General features: G+C 32.3%; 18 protein-coding genes and 1 tRNA gene. 16 read left to right on the top strand and 3 right to left on the bottom strand.

Annotated features, from left to right (window positions below; all coding sequences use genetic code 11):
• Positions 1-44 precede the first annotated feature (44 nt).
• Together JE46_RS10005 and JE46_RS10010 are read left to right on the top strand one after the other, a co-directional pair.
• Entirely contained in the window at positions 45-614 is a 570-nt protein-coding gene (locus JE46_RS10005) for a Crp/Fnr family transcriptional regulator (protein ID WP_031455140.1), read from the top strand.
• Positions 615-692: 78 nt separating this feature from the next.
• Positions 693-1,430, top strand: a complete 738-nt coding sequence (locus JE46_RS10010; protein WP_031455141.1) for an SDR family oxidoreductase — start codon at positions 693-695, stop codon at positions 1,428-1,430.
• Positions 1,431-1,510: 80 nt separating this feature from the next.
• On the opposite strand, the gene JE46_RS10015 is transcribed toward JE46_RS10010, so the two are convergent.
• On the bottom strand, positions 1,511-2,872 hold the full coding sequence (locus tag JE46_RS10015; protein WP_031455142.1) for a hydroxymethylglutaryl-CoA synthase family protein: 1,362 nt from the start codon (positions 2,870-2,872) through the stop codon (positions 1,511-1,513).
• A 362-nt stretch (positions 2,873-3,234) separates the two neighbouring features.
• Here JE46_RS10015 and JE46_RS10020 point away from each other — a divergent pair, with 362 nt between their 5' ends.
• The 6 genes from JE46_RS10020 to JE46_RS10045 all read left to right on the top strand — a co-directional run bounded on the left by JE46_RS10020 (position 3,235) and on the right by JE46_RS10045 (position 9,767).
• Complete coding sequence (locus JE46_RS10020; protein ID WP_031455143.1) at positions 3,235-3,900, top strand: succinate dehydrogenase cytochrome b subunit; 666 nt, start codon at positions 3,235-3,237, stop codon at positions 3,898-3,900.
• A gap of 15 nt (positions 3,901-3,915) precedes the next feature.
• Positions 3,916-5,916 (top strand): fumarate reductase/succinate dehydrogenase flavoprotein subunit, encoded by a 2,001-nt coding sequence (locus JE46_RS10025; RefSeq protein WP_031455144.1) that lies wholly within the window; start codon positions 3,916-3,918, stop codon positions 5,914-5,916.
• A 94-nt stretch (positions 5,917-6,010) separates the two neighbouring features.
• A complete protein-coding gene (locus tag JE46_RS10030) occupies positions 6,011-6,757 on the top strand; it encodes a succinate dehydrogenase/fumarate reductase iron-sulfur subunit (RefSeq protein ID WP_031455145.1) in 747 nt (248 codons plus the stop codon).
• 152 nt (positions 6,758-6,909) lie between these two features.
• Entirely contained in the window at positions 6,910-7,758 is an 849-nt protein-coding gene (locus JE46_RS10035; RefSeq protein ID WP_031455146.1) for a hypothetical protein, read from the top strand.
• A gap of 132 nt (positions 7,759-7,890) precedes the next feature.
• Positions 7,891-8,928 carry a hypothetical protein gene (locus JE46_RS10040; protein WP_031455147.1) on the top strand — a complete coding sequence of 346 codons (1,038 nt, stop codon included), beginning with the start codon at positions 7,891-7,893 and terminating at the stop codon, positions 8,926-8,928.
• Between the two features lie 71 nt (positions 8,929-8,999).
• Positions 9,000-9,767: an amidohydrolase gene (locus JE46_RS10045; protein WP_031455148.1), complete on the top strand. Its 768-nt coding sequence runs from the start codon at positions 9,000-9,002 to the stop codon at positions 9,765-9,767.
• Here JE46_RS10045 and JE46_RS10050 read toward each other — a convergent pair.
• Complete coding sequence (locus tag JE46_RS10050; RefSeq protein ID WP_031455149.1) at positions 9,764-11,455, bottom strand: Ig-like domain-containing protein; 1,692 nt, start codon at positions 11,453-11,455, stop codon at positions 9,764-9,766. The two genes, JE46_RS10045 and JE46_RS10050, sit on opposite strands and share 4 nt — an antisense overlap.
• Positions 11,456-11,638: 183 nt before the next feature.
• On the opposite strand from JE46_RS10050, the gene JE46_RS10055 reads away from it, so the two are divergent.
• From JE46_RS10055 to JE46_RS10075, 5 genes are all read left to right on the top strand, one after another.
• Positions 11,639-12,643: a hypothetical protein gene (locus JE46_RS10055; RefSeq protein ID WP_031455150.1), complete on the top strand. Its 1,005-nt coding sequence runs from the start codon at positions 11,639-11,641 to the stop codon at positions 12,641-12,643.
• Positions 12,603-14,924 (top strand): hypothetical protein, encoded by a 2,322-nt coding sequence (locus tag JE46_RS10060; protein ID WP_031455151.1) that lies wholly within the window; start codon positions 12,603-12,605, stop codon positions 14,922-14,924. The genes JE46_RS10055 and JE46_RS10060 overlap by 41 nt, the downstream gene beginning before the upstream one ends.
• Before the next feature lie 33 nt (positions 14,925-14,957).
• Positions 14,958-15,362 carry a methylmalonyl-CoA epimerase gene (gene mce, locus JE46_RS10065; protein ID WP_035136483.1) on the top strand — a complete coding sequence of 135 codons (405 nt, stop codon included), beginning with the start codon at positions 14,958-14,960 and terminating at the stop codon, positions 15,360-15,362.
• A 135-nt stretch (positions 15,363-15,497) separates the two neighbouring features.
• Positions 15,498-15,571: transfer RNA gene (locus tag JE46_RS10070), tRNA-Ile, on the top strand.
• A gap of 164 nt (positions 15,572-15,735) precedes the next feature.
• Positions 15,736-15,972, top strand: coding sequence for a hypothetical protein (locus tag JE46_RS10075; protein WP_031455153.1), 237 nt, complete (start codon positions 15,736-15,738; stop codon positions 15,970-15,972).
• Positions 15,973-16,006: 34 nt separating this feature from the next.
• Here the strand turns inward: JE46_RS10075 and JE46_RS10080 are convergent, their stop codons facing one another.
• Positions 16,007-16,597 carry a riboflavin synthase gene (locus tag JE46_RS10080; RefSeq protein ID WP_031455154.1) on the bottom strand — a complete coding sequence of 197 codons (591 nt, stop codon included), beginning with the start codon at positions 16,595-16,597 and terminating at the stop codon, positions 16,007-16,009.
• A gap of 415 nt (positions 16,598-17,012) precedes the next feature.
• Between JE46_RS10080 and JE46_RS10085 the strand changes: the two genes are divergently transcribed.
• From JE46_RS10085 to JE46_RS10095, 3 genes are read left to right on the top strand one after another with little or no spacing between them, the layout of a single operon-like run.
• On the top strand, positions 17,013-17,678 hold the full coding sequence (locus JE46_RS10085; protein ID WP_031455155.1) for an HAD family hydrolase: 666 nt from the start codon (positions 17,013-17,015) through the stop codon (positions 17,676-17,678).
• A gap of 2 nt (positions 17,679-17,680) precedes the next feature.
• Positions 17,681-18,487 (top strand): phosphoribosyltransferase family protein, encoded by an 807-nt coding sequence (locus JE46_RS10090; protein ID WP_031455156.1) that lies wholly within the window; start codon positions 17,681-17,683, stop codon positions 18,485-18,487.
• A gap of 3 nt (positions 18,488-18,490) precedes the next feature.
• Positions 18,491-19,045 carry a TerD family protein gene (locus tag JE46_RS10095; RefSeq protein ID WP_031455157.1) on the top strand — a complete coding sequence of 185 codons (555 nt, stop codon included), beginning with the start codon at positions 18,491-18,493 and terminating at the stop codon, positions 19,043-19,045.

Below are 19,045 nucleotides of genomic sequence, written 5' to 3' on the forward strand. Positions count from 1 at the left end.
CAAATGACAAATCATGGAAAAACAACTTTGATTAACTTGCCATTATGAAAGCATTTATAGACTACATTTTGCAGTTTGGTGATTTAAACCAACAGCAAATTGACTTAATTACAAAAAAAGCGAAAATATTGGAACTTCCAAAAGAGGAGTATTTTTCGGAAGCGGGAAAAATTGCACAGCAGGTTGGCTTTGTTCTGGAAGGTGTTATTCGGGTTTGTTACTACAATAACAAAGGCGAAGAAATCACCAAATATTTTATTGACGAAAACAATCTGGTGGTTGATTTGGAGAGTTTTAACAATGATATTTGCTCAAACGCTTATGTGCAGGCGGTTACGGATTGCAAACTTTTGGTTTTTTCTAAAAAAGACTGGAAAGAACTGTTGGATATTATTATTCCGTGGCAGGCGATTGTAAATAAAATTGTTTCAAGAGTTTTAATACAAAAAGTAGAAAGAAGAAGTCCGCTGGTTTCAGAAGATGCTACGACGCGTTATTTGATGTTTCTAAAAATTTATCCGAACGTTGTCAATCGTGTTCCGCTTTCTTATATCGCTTCGTATTTAGGTATCACGCAATCTTCTTTAAGCAGAATTAGAAAAAACATTCGATAAATTGCTTTTTGCCAAATGACAAATGATTTCATTTTTAAACGAATCACCTTTGTAGGGTTAATTTAAAACAGTAAAAAAATGAAATCAGTATTAATAACAGGAGCCAACAGAAGTATTGGTTTGGAAGTAGTAAAACAGCTTTCGAAAAAAGGATTATTTGTTTATTTAGGAAGTCGTGACCTGGAAAAAGGCAAAGCAGTAGTAAAAGAATTAAATGAAAATGGTTTTGAGAATATTCAGGCCATTGAAATTGATGTTACAAATTCCGATTCGATCTTGGCGGCCAAGAAAACTATTGAAAGCGAGCAGGGCAAATTGGATATTTTAATCAATAACGCCGGAATATTGGGCACAAATCCACAACTGGCATCAGATACAAGTATTGCGGATATTCAAAAAGTATTTGATACTAATTTCTTTGGTGTAATTAATGTTACACAGGCATTTTTGGAATTGCTTAAAAAATCGGAAAGCCCGCGAATCAGTAATATTACTTCCGGATTGGGTTCCTTAACATTGCACAGCGACCCAAGCTGGAAATATTATGCGATTAAAACAGCCAGTTACGGGACGTCGAAAGCAGCTTTGAATGCGTATACTATTGCGTTGGCTTATGAGTTAAAAGAATTGTCTTTTAAAGTAAATGCAATTGATCCGGGCTATACCGCAACAGATTTCAATCACCATAGCGGACCCGGTACAGTTGAAAGTGCAGCTAGTTTTATCGTAAAACATACCTTAACGGAGGATGATGCGCCAACAGGAAAGTATTTCAGTAACGACATTGAAGATGAAACGGAAGAAAGTCCGTGGTAATAAAGTAATTTTAAAAATTCATTTCCTTAAATAAAATGAAAAACCCGAAACGTTTTAAAAATAGTTTCGGGTTTTGTTATTTAATCAATCCATTTGTAATAACGCGCTCCAATTAAAGTTGGAATATCTTTTTCGATTCGTTCTAAAACCCATTCGTTTTTAGGAGTCCTTACACTTTGTTTTAGTTCTTTTTTGTGAAGGCTTTCGTAAGTCTCAAATCCAATTTCTGTACTTTCCTCCAGATTTTCAAAAAGTTTGGTTTTGGCTAAAGCCGATTGCCATTCCGGTTGAATTGTTCCTTCAAAAACTTTTGATTTCGATCCGCTTCCGTAAGCTAAGAAACCGAATTTAGTTCCTGCAACTTCTTTGTTAGTGTCATAAAAATGAGCCAGAGTTGACAATAATCCCATGAAGATAGATCCGGTGTAAAGATTTCCAATTAAAGAAGAAGCCAATTCAGCAGGCTGTAATTTTTCGGTAACAAAAGTTCTGTAATCTTCAGATTTTGCCACTTCTTTAATTTTAGTCTGATAATCAGCAGGCGCAATATCATCCGCAATAATTTTTTCGGAACTGTCTAAAGCATAGATTTCAGACAACATTCTTCTTCCTTGAAAAGAATAAGGTAAATGCATCACAATACTATGCCAGGTGTTGTATAAAGTTTCGGTAGTATTTTTTAGTTTCTTGAATGAAAAGTAAGCGTTACGCGTACGATCCATATAACACTGATTGGAATATTGTCCGTCAAAAACCGGCTGGTCTTTGTGGATTTCGATTTCGGCTTCTAAATTGTCAAACCAGGAGTCGTTATTTGAATTTTGTGTAATTGCTTCTTTTGAAATCGTTCTGTACGGTTTAAAGAAATCAAAAACACCTTTTGTGCTGGTTGCCCAATTATTATCAAAAGCAATAATTTTTGGATCTGAAGTAATTAGCATGGCAAGAGCTCCTGCACCCTGAGTGTATTCTCCGCCTGAATTTAAATCGTATTTTGCAAAATCCGTCGTTACGACAATCGCTTTTTTAGCCGGATTTAATTTTACAAAATCAAGACAGTTTTGTAAAGCATCAACTCCGCCAATACACGCGAATGTGAAATCAACTACGTCACATTCTGCCAAAGCATCTTCGCCAAACTTTTGCTCCATTAAGTTAATCAGATAAGAAGCGATTGGTTTTGAACTGTCAATACTGCTTTCGGTACCAACATAAATTCGGCTTATTTCGTTCAGGTTGATTTTATGGTCAATAATAAGTTTTGTTAAAGCATTTGCTCCAAAAACAATAGCATCCTGATGAACGTCCGGGAAAGTCATTTTCAGTAAGCCAAGACCTTTTTCTAATTTTTCCGGTTCAATATTTCTGGCAATCGCCAATGTTTTTATGGGTAAATGTATGTTGGCTACATCAAAAGAAATAGCATCAATTCCTGTTTTCATTCTCATTTTTTTTGAAGGCGGTAAAGGTAAAGTTATTAGAATGGAATGGCAATTTTTTGCTAGTATAAAATTCCGGCCCAGGGGTACTTTTGTAGAAAAGAGGTCAAAAGTTGGAGTAAAATAATAATTTAGTAAACTTTTGTTATTTTTTTGCGGGATGCATATTTTATGAAATAAATCGACTTAATTATATAATTGAAAATTTTTATAATAAATAAATGAGTAATTCATTTTTTTTATACGTAAAAGTACGTATACGTAGTCTATTTTAAAATCATTATAAATAACAACGAAATGGTTGTAGTTGATGTCTATTTGCGCTATTTTTGCTTAATTTTTTAAAACAAACTACTTAAACAATTATGGCACAATCTGCACTATTGAATGCTTCCATCTTAAAGAAAGTCGCAATGGCTCTTTCGGGAATATTCTTAATCACGTTTTTAGCGCTGCATGTTTCCTTAAATTTTATTTCTATTTTGAGTGAAGACGTTTTTAACGAGGCATCTCACTTTATGGGTTACAATCCGCTGATACAATATGTAATGCAACCGGTTTTGGCAATCGGAGTAATTTTCCATTTCATAATGGGATTTGTACTGACTATTCAAAACAGAGCTGCAAGACCAATTGCTTACGCAAATTACAACGGAGCTGCAAATGCTTCATGGAGTTCCAGAAATATGATTATTTCAGGATTGGTTATCCTGGCTTTCTTAGGATTGCATTTTTATGATTTTTGGTTTCCTGAGGTTGCCTATAAATATATTGCAGGTAATGAGCCGGATGCTACAAGATATTATGGAGAATTAGTTCATAAATTCCATGATCCGATTCGTACAGGATTATACTGTATTTCTTTCATCCTTTTAGGATTTCACTTATGGCACGGATTTGCATCTTCTCTTCAGTCTGTAGGGATGCACAATAAATATTCAAGATTTTTGGCAAAAGTTGGTTACTGGTTCTCAGTTGTAGTTCCTGCTGCTTTTGTAATTATCGCCTTATTTCATCATTTCAACCAATAATTAATATCAATTATAATGGCATTAGATTCAAAAATTCCAAATGGTCCTATAGCGGACAAATGGACAAATTATAAAGATCATATTAATTTAGTAAACCCTGCTAACAAACGTAATTTAGATATTATCATTGTTGGTACAGGTTTGGCTGGAGGTTCTGCTGCGGCAACTTTAGCTGAATTAGGGTATAACGTAAAAGCATTTTGTTTTCAGGATTCACCTCGTCGTGCGCACTCTATCGCTGCACAAGGGGGTATCAATGCTGCAAAAAACTATAAAGGTGACGGTGACTCTGTTTACAGATTGTTCTACGATACTGTAAAAGGGGGTGACTACCGTGCACGTGAGGCAAACGTTCACCGTTTGGCTGAAGTTTCTGCTAATATTATTGACCAGTGTGTGGCTCAAGGGGTGCCATTGGCTCGTGAATATGGCGGACTTTTGGATAACCGTTCTTTTGGAGGAACATTGGTTTCCCGTACTTTTTACGCACAAGGACAAACTGGTCAGCAGTTATTGTTAGGAGCTTATTCTGCGATGAACCGTCAGATTGGTCGTGGAAAAGTAAAAATGTACAACCGTCACGAAATGCTTGATTTAGTAATCGTTGACGGAAAAGCAAGAGGTATTATCGCCCGTAACTTAATCACAGGAGAAATAGAAAGACATTCTGCTCACGCTGTAGTAATTGGATCAGGAGGATACGGAAACGTATTTTTCCTTTCTACAAATGCTATGGGAAGTAACGCAACAGCAGCATGGAAAATTCATAAAAAAGGAGCATTTTTCGCAAATCCTTGTTACACACAAATTCACCCAACCTGTATTCCGGTTTCTGGAGATCACCAGTCAAAACTGACGTTGATGTCTGAATCGTTACGTAATGACGGTCGTATCTGGGTTCCTGCAAAATTAGAAGATGCTCAGGCAATTCGAGAAGGAAAGAAAAAAGCAACTGATTTATCTGAAGCTGAAAGAGATTATTTCTTAGAAAGAAGATACCCTGCTTTTGGTAACCTTGTACCTCGTGACGTTGCATCCCGTGCTGCAAAAGAAAGATGTGATGCCGGTTTTGGAGTTAACAAAACAGGAGAAGCGGTTTACTTAGATTTTGCTGCCGCTATCGAACGTTACGGAAAAGAAGCAGCTTATGTAAAAGGATTGGATGCTGATGATAAAGCATTAGTAACTAAACTGGGAACTGACATCGTGAAAAGCAAATACGGAAACTTATTCCAAATGTATTTGAAAATTGTTGATGAAAATCCATATGTTACGCCAATGATGATTTATCCTGCGGTTCACTACACAATGGGTGGAACATGGGTTGATTATAACTTAATGACTACAATTCCGGGATGTTTCTCAATCGGTGAATCTAACTTCTCTGATCACGGAGCAAACAGACTTGGAGCTTCTGCTTTGATGCAGGGATTAGCTGACGGATATTTTGTATTGCCATACACAATCGGAGATTACTTAGCTCCGGATATTAAAATGGGACCAATCTCTACAGATTTGCCGGAATTCGTTGAAGCTGAAAAAGCGGTTAAAGATCAAATCGACAGATTTATCAATAATAACGGAACGCATTCTGTAGATTATTTCCACAAGAAATTAGGAAAAATCATGTGGGATAAAGTAGGTATGGCGCGTAATGAAAAAGGATTAAACGAAGCTATCGTTGAAATCGCTGCTTTACGCGAAGAGTTTTACAGAGATGTAAAAGTTCCTGGAAGCGCTAACGAATTTAATCAGGAATTAGAAAAAGCAACCCGTGTTGCCGATTTCTTAGAATTAGGAGAATTGTTTGCGAAAGATGCTTTACACCGTAATGAATCTTGTGGAGGTCACTTCCGTGAGGAGTACCAGACAGAAGAAGGAGAAGCACTTCGTGACGATGATAACTTTGCATACGTTGCAGCCTGGGAATACAAAGGAAAACCAAGTGATGCAGTGTTACACAAAGAACCTCTTAATTACGAAAACATTAAATTAGTTCAAAGAAGCTACAAATAAGAATTTGGTCGAAAGCCCAAAGTCTTAAAGTCCAAAGACAAATGTGTCAGGCGACTTTCGACTTTCGACTTTATGACTTTCAAACTAAAACGGTATGAAACTTACATTAAAAATATGGCGTCAGAAAAACGCCCAGGATAAAGGAGGAATCGTTGATTACCCAATCGACGGAATCGAACCGGATATGTCTTTCCTTGAAATGCTTGACGTTCTTAACGAACAATTAATCAATAAAGGAGAAGAACCTGTAGCATTTGACCACGATTGTCGTGAAGGAATCTGCGGAATGTGTTCTTTGTTCATCAATGGAGAAGCGCACGGACCGGACAGAGGTGTTACAACTTGTCAGTTGCACATGCGTATGTTTAAAGATGGTGATACAATTTTTATCGAGCCATTCAGAGCAAAAGCTTTCCCGGTAATTAAAGATTTAGTTGTTGACAGAAGTTCATTCGACAGAATTCAGCATGCAGGAGGATTTATCTCGGTAAACACTTCAGGAAATACAATCGATGCGAATACAATTCCGATTAACAAAGACGATGCAGACAAATCATTTGATGCTGCTGCGTGTATTGGTTGTGGAGCTTGTGTTGCAACTTGTAAAAACTCATCAGCAATGTTATTTGTTGGTGCAAAAGTATCTCAGTACGCATTGTTACCACAAGGTAAAGTTGAGGCTACTGAACGAGTACTAAACATGGTTCACCAAATGGATTTAGAAGGTTTTGGTAACTGTACCAATACCGGAGCTTGCGAGGTAGAATGCCCTAAAGGAATTTCTCTTGAAAATATCGCACGTATGAACCGTGAGTATTTAGCAGCAAGTTTAAAAGGATAATTTAATTTGTCATTTAGACAATTGTATGATATAAACGCCGCGAGAAATCGGGGCGTTTTTTTGTAGTATAAATAATCTTAATATTTTGTTTATATTTGAAAAAAAAGCTTTACTATTTAATAAAAAAGCATCTGTAAAATCAATAAAAATATATGAAAAACAAACTACTATTATTGTTCCTAACTTCTGTTTTAATTGCTTGTTCAAGTGATTCATCATCAGATGATTCATCAAATTCATCTTCTGATAAAATAAAAAAAATAGAAGAGATTCAAAACGGTGTAATCATAAAAACAATTGATTACGAGTATAACAGTTTAGGAAACATTTCTAAGTTAACTGTAAAAGATGAGGCGAAATTTTACCAGACGACCTATAATTACGACTCGACTAATAAAATGATTAGCTGGAATCTAAAAGAATACTATATATCGAGTCCTTCTGATGTAATTGAACAATTGAATTCACTGGAATATACCAACGGACTGATTACTAATATTTGTATTGACCGAACAGAAAAAGAGTCGGGTTATGTAACAAATTCAGCTGATAGAATTAGTCAGAGCTATTCAGGTTCTGGTCTGACTTCTATAAAACATTATACTCAAATTACTGGAGGGGAGAACACATCATGTGATGAAGTTACAAATGTTGATAATGAGGAACTTTTTGAATACTCTAATGGAAATTTAATTCGTTATGAAGCACCAGGGTTAGGTTTCTTTGACGAGTATTATAAAATAGAACATGACGAAGGGAATAATTATTTATCAGGAGTAAAACCAGACGCATTTCGATACTGTTATGGAAGTCAGGTATCTGTCAATAATTTAAAAAAGATAAACATATATAATTCTGATACTGATAAACTCACGGCAACAGTTCAATTTGAAAACACTTATGATAAGAATAAAAACATTATAAAAGCCGTAGAAAAGTATTATTATACAGGCAGTTCAACTCCTTCTAATATAACAACGATAAATTATCATTATTACTAATCCAAAGTCAAAAACAGGCCAAGGTTTATGTAGAAAAAATAACTGTTTTTAAAAGCGCATTCATTAATTTGGATGCGTTTTTTTTATACTATTTTTACATTCAGATAAATAATTGTAAACGAAATCATTTAAATGAAAAGTATTTTATTGGTAATAATGTTTGTTCTAAGTGTTGAAAATTATGCTCAGGTAGCGGTTACTCCATCGGAACGAGGGGCTAATGAAGAATTTAAAAAAGGGCAATTAGAAAATTTTAAAACAACAACAACAGTTTTTGTTTTACCTGAAACGTACAAAAAAGAAGAATATGAAAAAGTTTTAAAAGAGGTTTGGACGGTTACCTCTTTTAAAGTGGTAGATTTTAAAGATTTTAAGCATTTAGATTTTGTGAACGGGAGTTACTCGTTTGCTGAAATTTTTGGCGACCTTTTAAGAACTTCAAGCGGAACAATGTATCTTCATACTAATTTAGGGATAAAAGTTTTAAGTAAAGAGAAGTTTGAAAAAGAGTTTCGAAAGCTCAAAACCGATGATAAAAATTATGATAAGAAATTAAGAGATGTTATTAATGAAAGTTTATCATATGTAGCAAGAATTCCACTTTGTCCTACTAATGAATTTTTAAGGAATGCTTTAGGGTCTTTGGATCTTATGAAATTAAAATTCCCCGAAGAAAAAATGGGAAAATTATATGGAGAAATGTATGCTAAAGTAAGTTTTACAAATGTGAACTTAGGAATGCTTAAAAATTATTTTCAACAAATTAATCAAATTATTACTAAAGGAGAACATTGTGGGCTTTATGAAGATTTTGTTAATCCGAAAATAAAAAACTTAAAGGAAAGTATACTTTATATTCCTGAAGTTTATATGATGAAATATGATGCATGGAGATTTAGTGAAACGCTTAGAGATGAAAAAGAGATTAAGAAACTTTTAGAAGATTATAAATATAAGTTTCAGTTTATAAAAGATGAAGATTTGGAAAAGAAAATTTTAGATAATCAAGATATTTATTATTTAAGATATGTTAGTATGAATGGAAATAAATACTTGCAAATTGTAAATGCAAAGTCTGGTGATCCTGCATATTATATTTATGATGCGATGAGTTATAATTTAAAAGATGATGATTTTAAGAAAATTAATAAAGCTATAGAAGCTAAATGATTTTAAATTGTAAAGAGGACGTATTCATTAATTTGAATACGTTTTTTTATCTTTATATAAAATTAAGTATTATGAAAATTGCACTTATTCAATCGGGTCTTGTTTGGGAAAGTCCAAGTGATAACAGAATTAATCTTGAGGCTAAAATAGCCGAAATAAACGCTTCTGTTGATTTGATTGTACTTCCGGAAATGTTTTCTACTGGATTTAGTATGAATGCCTCTAAAATGGCTGAAACTATGCAGGGAGAAACTGTTTTGTGGATGCAGACTTTAGCGAAAAGCCAAAATTGTGCGATTACAGGTAGTCTGATTATTTCTGAGGAGGATAAATTCTATAATCGGTTATTGTTTGTTTTTCCGACTGGAGAGATTCAATTTTACAACAAAAGACATTTGTTTACTCTGGCAGGAGAAGATAAAGTGTATACAGCAGGAAGCAAAAAACAAATCGTTGAATATTTAGGCTGGAAAATTTGTCTTCAAGTTTGTTATGATTTGCGTTTTCCTGTATTTGTCAGAAATGTAGAAAACTATGATTTACTCTTGTATGTCGCCAACTGGCCAAAGGTAAGGGTAAATGCGTGGGACATTCTGATGAAAGCCCGTGCAGTAGAAAATCTTAGTTACGCAATTGGAGTCAACAGAATAGGTGTTGATGCTAATAATCATCAATATAATGGTCATTCGCAAGTTGTTGATTATTTGGGAAATTATATTTTAGAACCTCAGGAAAACGAAGGTGTTTTTATAGTTAAATTAGATACAAACAATATGCATGAAACCCGAAAAAAAATGGATTTCCTTAGGGATAAAGACAGGTTTGAAATTCAAGACTAAAAAGCAGTTTTCTTTCTCTTTTTTTCTGCCTTTTGCTTGTCCTCTTCCTTCTTTTTTTCTAGCTCGGGACTGTAAGGAATACTTAAATCCATAGATTCAATTTTGTCCCAATTGGCATGCAGATCAATTTCTTCCTGATAATAAAAAACTTCCTCAGCATATCTTTTCTCCAAATAATTACCGGGGTCATATCTTTTGTTTTTGTTGTCGTCATAAATAACCCGAACATTATATACAGCTGGTTCTAAAAGCAGAAACTCAAATTTAGTCTTGGATTCAGAATAATCACTGGCCAACACAACATCCCCTTTTTTATTGGTTAGTTCAACAATAATCGGGAAACGTTTTACATTTTGTAAATTTAGCGTAAGATTTCCGTACTCTTCTATTTCGCGTGTGTTCAGCTTATAGGATAAAGTATCATTAGATTTTTCATTAAGATCGGTTAAAGCACCTGGTAAAAATGTGAAATTATATTTTTGTGCGGGTTCTTTTTTAAAATCGAAATATAGTTTTTGTTCAAACTCATCGTATTCTGTTGTATAAGGAACTGCAGTTGAATCTTTATTAACTAATTGTATTTTGGACTTATCAAATTTGATAAGAGGAGTTGCAGTTTCAAGAGTAAATCTGTCTCTAAAATGTAACACACCGTTTTGTAAAGCAGTAATATTCAGCGAGTCTTTTTTCTGGTTTTTGATTTTAAAATTAAACTTTTTCTCATAGTTATCTTTACTGATTTCAAGTGATAATGAATCTGCTTTTATTGGTTTGTACCAAACTTGCAGCGAATCCTTTTTTGGAAATTGCGTTATGATAGTTTCAAGAACTTCATTGCCGTTTTTAAGTACAATTTTAGGTTTCGAATCTTTAAAATTTTGTTTTCCTTCATACGGAAGCAATAATCGGTTTCCGGATGCCTGGATTGGTTTGAAAGCCTTTAACGGAAGCCTTTCCTTAAATAATTCCAATTCAAAAATCGTATCGTTAGGTATAGTTATAGGTTGTTTAAAAAAACCAATTTTATCATCCTTTGGGTTAAATTTATTGTTGTTTCCTTTGTCTTTTAAGGCTACTAAAAGATATTTTCCTGCTTTTAGATTTTCTAGTCTAAAAGTGGTTAAGCTGTCTAAAGTATTGGTTATATAACGTGGATTTTCTTTATAAATAACAGAATCTTTAAACTTATCGTTAACCTCATAAAGCATAACAGTTACAAAATTATCGACAGTTTTGTCGTATGAATCTTTGATTTTTCCGTTTAGGGCAAGAGAATCAATATAGGTTCCTGTTGAAAACACATATTTGAATTGATTATACGGATTTCCTTCGTTATTATCTGCAATACTTTGCCCGAAATTCAGACTGTAAGTTGTATTAGGTTTTAAAGTATCTAAAATTTTTATATTTATAAATTTGCTTGCATTTGTAGGCGTAATAACCGGCGGATTTTTCATTGGTGGAGAAATAATCAACTGTTTATTGGCATTTTTAAGTTTTACATATTCATCAAATGTCAGAATGATTTCATCGGCCTTGAAGTCAGTACTGAAATTTTTAGGAGAACTTGATTTTAAAATAGGAGCAAGTGTATCTTTTAAACCTCCGGTTATGCTGCCGCGCTTTGCGCAACTTATCATTAAAAATACCAATAAAAAAGTAAAATATTTTAAGTTGTTTTTCAACATAACGATTTGTGATTTAATTCCACAAAATAACAATTATATTTGCTTTAATCGAAATTTTTTATCGTTTTATTAGGTTTTAGAAGTTTGCGTAATGTTGTTTTTAAATTTAATAAAAAGTTATATGTGCAAAATTACAAACAGCATATAATTTCTTACATTTGGCTTCAATTTAATTTACAGGTTTTGAAAAAGATTTTCTTTTTAGTATTGCTTTCCCTTTTGTTTATTTCGTGTAATGAAAATACTAAACCGATTGTTTCTTTTTACTATTGGAAAACCATTTTTAAATTATCTGAAACAGAAAAAGAAATTCTCCGGGCAAATAATGTCCGTAAAATTTATATTCGTTATTTTGATATTGATTTGAATCCAAACGATACAAATCCAATTCCTGTAACTCCAATTCGTTTTCAGGAAACAATGAATAATTTTGATGTTGTTCCGGTAATTTATATCAAAAATAAGGTAATGCTAAAACCGAATATTGATATTGAAGATTTAGCCAAGAAAACTGTTGGGTTGATAAACGAAATCAATTCTAAAAATAAAATTTACAGTAAGGAAATTCAAATTGACTGCGATTGGACACTTACAAGTAAGGAAAATTATTTGAAGTTTATTGATATATTCAAGAAGTTTTCAGGAAAGAAACTTTCAGCAACAATAAGGCTTCATCAGATAAAGTATTTCAAAAAAACAAAGATTCCCAATGTAGATTCAGGAATTCTGATGTATTATAATATGGGAACCGTGGCTTCAGATTCTTTAAATTCTGTTTATGACAGAAAAATTGCTGAGCGTTATCTTAAAAGTTTAAAAAAATATCCTCTGCATCTTGATTTTGCTTTGCCAATATATTCCTGGGCTGTTCATATCAAAAATCATAGAGTAGTTGGACTACGGTCAAAATTAAATATTTCAGAACTTAAAAAAGATGGAAATTTCAAACAAATGAGCTCTGTTTTTTTTAAGGTTATACATTCTAATTATAAAAATGGCATATTTTATGAAGAAAATGATGTGCTGAAAATAGAAGCCATTTCATCGGAGGATTTAATCGAAATGGCGGAAGACCTGAATGGCAATAGCCCTCAAAAGCCAAACGAAATTATTTTTTACGATTTAGACGAATACAATTTAAAAAACTATGAAAAGAATATTTTTGAACAAGTTATTTCTTGTTTCTAGTGCCTCTTTACTTTTTGTTTACGGAATAATTTTTGCCTGTGGAGGAGGTGATGATTGGGATTATTTTGGTTATAATTCAAATTTTACCCCGGAAACATTTGCAGATAAATCATACACGCCGCTTTTTTTATCAGGCAATATTTTTTACGGGATTGGTTTTGATAACGGTCATAATTCCCGTTTCAACGGAAATATAAAATCAGATTGGGGAACGTATCTAAAAGGAAAAGCAGATACTACTTCTGTAAACTATTTTCTTATTGGTGACGAAAAACCGGTTTCTTATGATGATCGAAATAAACCCGCTGCCAATAAAACAGAAGTAGAACAGCTTCATGTTTTTTTTAAAACCAGGAAAGAGAATAAGGCTTCTCTAAAATGGGGTAAGAAAATCAGTTTGAAAGATGAGAAAATCAAAAGCTTTATTGAGTTTTTATATTTGGCTCAAAAAATAGAAACAGTGTCAATTGGAGAAAATTACTGGAGTTATGATCCCGTTGTGGCCAAAACATTTAAAGACTTAAAAATGATTCAGTCGATCGAGAATGTTTACAATACTACAGCAGATCCTTTTCTGAAAAACAGATACTGGTTTCTGACAATGAAAGCACGTTTTTATAGTACTGACAAGCAAAAAACTATCTTGTTTTTTAATAAAACAGAGAGTTCGGTGCCTAAAAACATTTTGTATTATCGTGCGCTTTCTTATGTAGCAGGAATAAATTATCAACAAAAAAAGTACGCAGTTTCAAATTATCAATATGCTCAGGTGTTTGATAAATGTCCTGAAATGAGAGTGGTGACGGCATATTGCTTTAATCCAAAAAGTGAATCCGATTGGAACAAATCATTGGCAATGGCCAAAAATAATAAAGAGAAAGCTGCTCTTTGGGCAATTCATGGTTATCATAAAGATGAAAAACAAGCGATTGAAAAGATTTACGAGCTGGATCCGAAAAGTGAACATTTAAATTATCTGGTAACACGATTGGTAAACAGACAGGAAGAAGGTATAAATAATTCCTTTAAGCAGAATGCCGGAGAAAATCTTCCGATGAAAGAACAGTCAATTGTAGAAAACAGAACTGAAAATTATGCTAAACTGGATAAAAATGCCTTTGATTTAATTGCTAAAATTTCAGCAGCAGGAAATACAGAAAGACCTTATTTGTGGGATATTGCATTAGGGTATCTGCAAACATTAAAAGGCGATTTTGCAAATGCAGACAAGAATTTTGATAAAGCCGAAAAAACACTTCCAAAAACTGAACTGGCAGGTTATCAGTTAAGATTGTTAAGATTTGTAAATAATATGAGCAAAATTGATAAGCTTACAGATAAAAATGAAAAAACAATTCTGTCTGATTTGAACTGGCTTTATAATGAACTCCCAAAGACTTATAAAGGACAGGAATTTCGTTATGAAAATGCTGCACAATGGAGTAAAAATTATTTGGCAGTTTTATATAAAGCAAAAGCAAATCCTGTAATGGCTGAGCTTTTTGGCTCTTCGAATTATGGGTATTGGAGTTCAGGAAACACTTTTTATGATAATGAAAAAGATTTATTAGACATGAAAGCGTTTTTGAGTAAATCCAATAAAACCGAAATCGAGAAAATTGCGGCCGGAATTTATCATTTAAAATTAAAGGATATTAATAACTTTCAGGCAGTTCAGGCAACTTATAAAAATAAAATTCCGGAAGCTATTGTCTTTATGCAGCAGACAGATTCTGTTCAGTACTATACTTTTTTAGGAAATCCGTTTAATGGAAGTATAAAAGATTGTCATGATTGCGATCATGCGGCGTATCAAAAAAAGAAATATACTCAAATAGAATTTTTGACTACCATAAAAGCGATGCAGGATAAAATTGCTCAAAAAGAAGATGTTTATACTAATAGTTTATTATTAGGAAATGCATTTTATAATATTACTTATTTTGGAAATGGCAGAACCTTCTACGAAATTAGTATATCAAGTAATGATTCCGGGACTTATTCCTGCGATATTTCTAAAATGTATTATAAAAAAGCATTTGATGCAGCAGCAACAAAAGAACAAAAAGCGAAATGTATATATATGATTGCAAAATGTGAGCGAAACGATTATTATAACAATAAATATAAAAATGTCAGCTGGTGGGAGAGACAGGATGATAAAGTTAATTTTATTGCCTGGGAAGGATTTAAGACATTAAAAAAAGACTATTCTGATACGAAATATTATGAGGATGTAATCGCTGAATGTGGTTATTTTAATACTTATGTCAATCAATAATTAAAAAGTTTTTTTACTCATGAATTTTATATTATGGTGAATAAAATTGAACATATAGGAATTGCAGTAAAAAATATAGATGAAGCCAATATTTTGTTTGAGAAATTACTGGGTGTTCCGTCTTATAAAACCGAAATTGTGGAGTCAGAAAATGTAGTGACTTCTTTTTTTCAAACCGGAACAAATAAAATTGAGCTTTTAATGGCAACAGACCCCGAAAGCCCAATTGCTAAGTTTTTAGAAAAAAAAGGAGAAGGAGTTCATCATATAGCTTTTGATGTTGATGATATAGAAGCAGAAATTGCCCGATTAAAAAGTGAAGGTTTTGTTTTGATAAATGAAAATCCAAAACCAGGAGCAGACAATAAAATAGTAGTTTTTCTGCACCCTAAAAGCACAAACGGTGTTTTAGTAGAGCTTTGTCAGGAAATCAAATGATTTTTAAGATTTAATAATTGGTTGATAATCAATTTGATTTTAAATAAGAATCGTTAATATTGAAATTAAGTGTAAATGATAGTCTAAAATATTTGGAGCAAATAAAAAATAGTAGTAATATTGCATCCTCAAACCGGTCCTATAGCTCAGCTGGTTAGAGCACCTGACTCATAATCAGGTGGTCCCTGGTTCGAGCCCAGGTGGGACCACTTAAAAAAAGCTTCATAATTTTTTATGAAGCTTTTTTTTTAGACGCTATTTTTTTTGAATAAAAAGCAATACATTTGTTGCAGATTAGTGGAAGAACCACGCTTTCATTAATTACAAAAAAACATTTTTAAGTTTATACTAAGATTTAAAGTATTTGTTTCATATGAAAATGATAAGTAAAATTGTAATTGTGTTTCTGATGTTGTTTAGTGTAATAACTGTATTTGCTGCGCCAGAACCACCAAATCCATCTACTGCTAAGGCGGCTAAGACAACTGCGACTGATCCTTTTCCTGAAACAGATATAGATGATAATTTGATGGTATTAATGTTTTTTGGACTTTCCTTAGGTGCGTTTGCAATATATAAACATAAATTAAAAACAAAAGCTTCAGTTTAAACTGAAGCTTTTGTTTTTTAAAATCGTTTTATAACTATTTATTTATTGAATAGAGTCTCGAAATGTATTTTCCAACTACATCAAATTCTAAATTTATCTTCGTTCCTATTTCGAAATTTTTAAAATTTGTATTTTCAAAAGTATAAGGTATTATTGAAACACTAAATTCGTTTGTTTTAGAATTTACTACCGTTAAGCTAACTCCATTTACGGTTATTGAGCCTTTTTCAATAGTTATGTTGTTCAGGTTCTTGTCATATTCAAAAGTATAATTCCAACTACCGTTGGCTTCTTCGATTTTAATACAAGTACCGGTTTGGTCTACATGACCTTGTACAATATGTCCGTCAAGTCTGTCACCAAGTTTCATTCCTCGCTCAAGATTAACTACGTCGCCGGTTTTCCAGTCCCCAATATTTGTTTTTAAAATCGTTTCCTCGATTGCTGTTACAGTATAAAAAGAATCTTTTATAGCGACAACCGTGAGGCAGATTCCGTTATGAGATACACTTTGGTCAATTTTTAATTCGTTTGTAATAGAAGAATCAACTGTTAGATGAAGATTATTTTGGTCTTTTTGTATTTCGTGAATCCTTCCTAAGGTTTCTATAATTCCTGTAAACATATTGCTTTTGTTTTACTAAATGTTAATTATAAGGCAAAGTTATAATTAAAAAGCGAAAGCAGGTGTCAGGAAAACACATTTGCCTTCCCGGCTTCCTTCTTTGTTGATAAATATTTCTGTTTTCCAGAATTCCTCATTTATACTTAGTACGCTTTTTCGTATTATTGTAAGTTTTAAGATTTCAACAATAGTACTAGTTGTAAATTTTCAAAAGATCAAACAATTGACATCTGGTTGTCAAAAATGACTATTGGAAAAATCATTTTGTAAAGAGATTTGCTGAATTTGATTTATAGATAAAAAATATAAAATTTAAGATATTGCAGGAACTGATTTAAGTAAAATGTTTTTTGAGTTTAAAAAAACAGGATTCATTTTACTCAACAGCATACTTGCCGACTAAAAATACATACCATTGAAAATAAATTATGAAAATTACAGTCACCTTTCTTTTGATCTGTGGCTTACATTAATAAAATCGAATCCTGAATTTAAGCAAAAAAGGAATTTATTGTTTCAGAATTTTTTTGAAATCGAACAACCAATTGAAAAAGTCACTGAAGTTGTACGATATTATGATGTTCTGTGTAATAATATAAATGAAAACACGGGATTAAATATAGAAACATTCGAAATATATTATTTAATTTTAGGAGCTCTAAATGTAAATCTCAGTAATTATGGAACCGAGAAGCTATCTCAGTTTTATAATCTTACAGAAGAATTGTTTTTAGAAAATAAACCGGTTTTAATTTTTACGGACATTCAAAAAATGTTTGATAAAGTTATTAGTGAAGGAAAATCGATCAGTGTTTTGAGTAATACGGGTTTTATTAAAGGTTTTACATTACGAAAATTATTAAAATATTACGATCTGCTTGATTATTTTAAGTTTCAGATTTACTCGGATGAAGTTGGCTTTTCTAAGCCGAATATAGAGATTTATCAATTGGTGTTTGATGAAATTAATAAATATAAAAAAATAGAGAAAAAAGATGTTTTACATATTGGCGATAATAGTGTTGCCGATTATAACGGAGCTTTGAAATTTGGTTTTAACGCTCATCTCTTAAAAATATAACAGTGAATAAAAGTTACAGTTTACACAAAATAACAGAAAAAGACAACTGCCCATTTACGGAAGCAGAATACAGCAGGTTTAAATTTGGAGATAAGTTCTTTGCAGAGAAATTTGCAGAAGAACTCTTTGACGGATTTGTGGCGCAATTTAAAGACGTAATCTTATCTGAAAAAGATATTGTAATCTTACCCAGCCCTTATTTGTCTATTCCTACGGCATCCAATTTTTTATGCTACTATTTTAAAAAAGAACTTAATAGCTTCTTGTTTAAAAATGGTAAAAAAGCCTGTATTGAATCTAAAATTTACAGAAACCAAACCTATGTAACAGATTATGGGAATTTGGATTTTGAACAGCGTGTTAAATTAATTTCTAATGACACGTATTATATAGACCGTAATTTTATTGAAGACAAACTTTGCATATTTGTTGATGATATCAAAATAACAGGAAGTCATGAACATACCGTAAATAAAATTCTGGATCAATATGCGGTAAAGGGAGATTTTGTGTTTGTGTATTTTGCAGAATTAATAAACAAAGACATTCATCCCAAAATAGAAAATCATTACAATTATTTTGCTGTTAAAAATGTAGAAGATATTGTTTCAATAGTAAATAGTGAAGATTTTCAATACAATACCAGAATCGTAAAATTTATTTTAAGCATGGATGATAAACAGTTTGCTTATTTGATCTCTAATATTTCAAGAAAAAAAAGCAACGAATTATTTCATCTTGCGATAAGTAATAATTACCATCAAATTTTAGAATATAAAAAGAATATTAACGTAATAAAAATAGATTAGACTATGGCTATCAATTTGCAAAAAGGACAAAGGGAAAATATAAATGCACCAAAATTTACTATTGGTTTAGGATGGGACACGAATAACAGCAGTACAGGTTCAGGTTTTGATCTTGATGCCTCTGTTTTTATTCTGGGTGATAACGGAAAAATTTTATCTGATTCACATTTTGTTTTTTACAATAATTTAAAATCACCGGATGAAGCTGTAATACATACTGGTGATAACCTGACAGGAGAAGGTGAGGGAGATGATGAACAGATTAAAATTGATTTAACAAAGATCAATCCGACAGTAAAGGAAATCTGCATTGTTGTAACCATTCATGATGCTGTAAGCAGAAAACAAAATTTTGGCCAGGTTCGAAATTCATTCATTAGAATTGTGGATGACAGTAATAATACAGAATTGGTTAAATATGAACTAGAAGAAGATTTTTCGATAGAAACAGCAGTTGAATTTGGAAGAATATACAATAAAGACGGACAATGGAAATTTGAAGCCATTGGAGTTGGTATGAAAGGCGGATTAGAGGATTACTTAAATAAATATAACTAA

This window comes from Flavobacterium chungangense LMG 26729, assembly GCF_000735715.2.
In the GTDB taxonomy this organism is placed as follows: Bacteria; Bacteroidota; Bacteroidia; order Flavobacteriales; family Flavobacteriaceae; genus Flavobacterium; species Flavobacterium chungangense.

Coding starts and splice junctions, on each gene's coding strand:
- JE46_RS10020 (WP_031455143.1), top strand. CDS start 3,235: ATGGCACAATCTGCACTATTGAATGCTTCCATCTTAAAGAAAGTCGCA.
- JE46_RS10045 (WP_031455148.1), top strand. CDS start 9,000: ATGAAAATTGCACTTATTCAATCGGGTCTTGTTTGGGAAAGTCCAAGT.
- JE46_RS10040 (WP_031455147.1), top strand. CDS start 7,891: ATGAAAAGTATTTTATTGGTAATAATGTTTGTTCTAAGTGTTGAAAAT.
- JE46_RS10060 (WP_031455151.1), top strand. CDS start 12,603: ATGAAAAGAATATTTTTGAACAAGTTATTTCTTGTTTCTAGTGCCTCT.
- JE46_RS10035 (WP_031455146.1), top strand. CDS start 6,910: ATGAAAAACAAACTACTATTATTGTTCCTAACTTCTGTTTTAATTGCT.
- JE46_RS10080 (WP_031455154.1), bottom strand. CDS start 16,597: ATGTTTACAGGAATTATAGAAACCTTAGGAAGGATTCACGAAATACAA.
- JE46_RS10005 (WP_031455140.1), top strand. CDS start 45: ATGAAAGCATTTATAGACTACATTTTGCAGTTTGGTGATTTAAACCAA.
- JE46_RS10050 (WP_031455149.1), bottom strand. CDS start 11,455: ATGTTGAAAAACAACTTAAAATATTTTACTTTTTTATTGGTATTTTTA.
- JE46_RS10030 (WP_031455145.1), top strand. CDS start 6,011: ATGAAACTTACATTAAAAATATGGCGTCAGAAAAACGCCCAGGATAAA.
- mce (WP_035136483.1), top strand. CDS start 14,958: ATGGTGAATAAAATTGAACATATAGGAATTGCAGTAAAAAATATAGAT.
- JE46_RS10015 (WP_031455142.1), bottom strand. CDS start 2,872: ATGAAAACAGGAATTGATGCTATTTCTTTTGATGTAGCCAACATACAT.
- JE46_RS10025 (WP_031455144.1), top strand. CDS start 3,916: ATGGCATTAGATTCAAAAATTCCAAATGGTCCTATAGCGGACAAATGG.
- JE46_RS10075 (WP_031455153.1), top strand. CDS start 15,736: ATGAAAATGATAAGTAAAATTGTAATTGTGTTTCTGATGTTGTTTAGT.
- JE46_RS10095 (WP_031455157.1), top strand. CDS start 18,491: ATGGCTATCAATTTGCAAAAAGGACAAAGGGAAAATATAAATGCACCA.
- JE46_RS10010 (WP_031455141.1), top strand. CDS start 693: ATGAAATCAGTATTAATAACAGGAGCCAACAGAAGTATTGGTTTGGAA.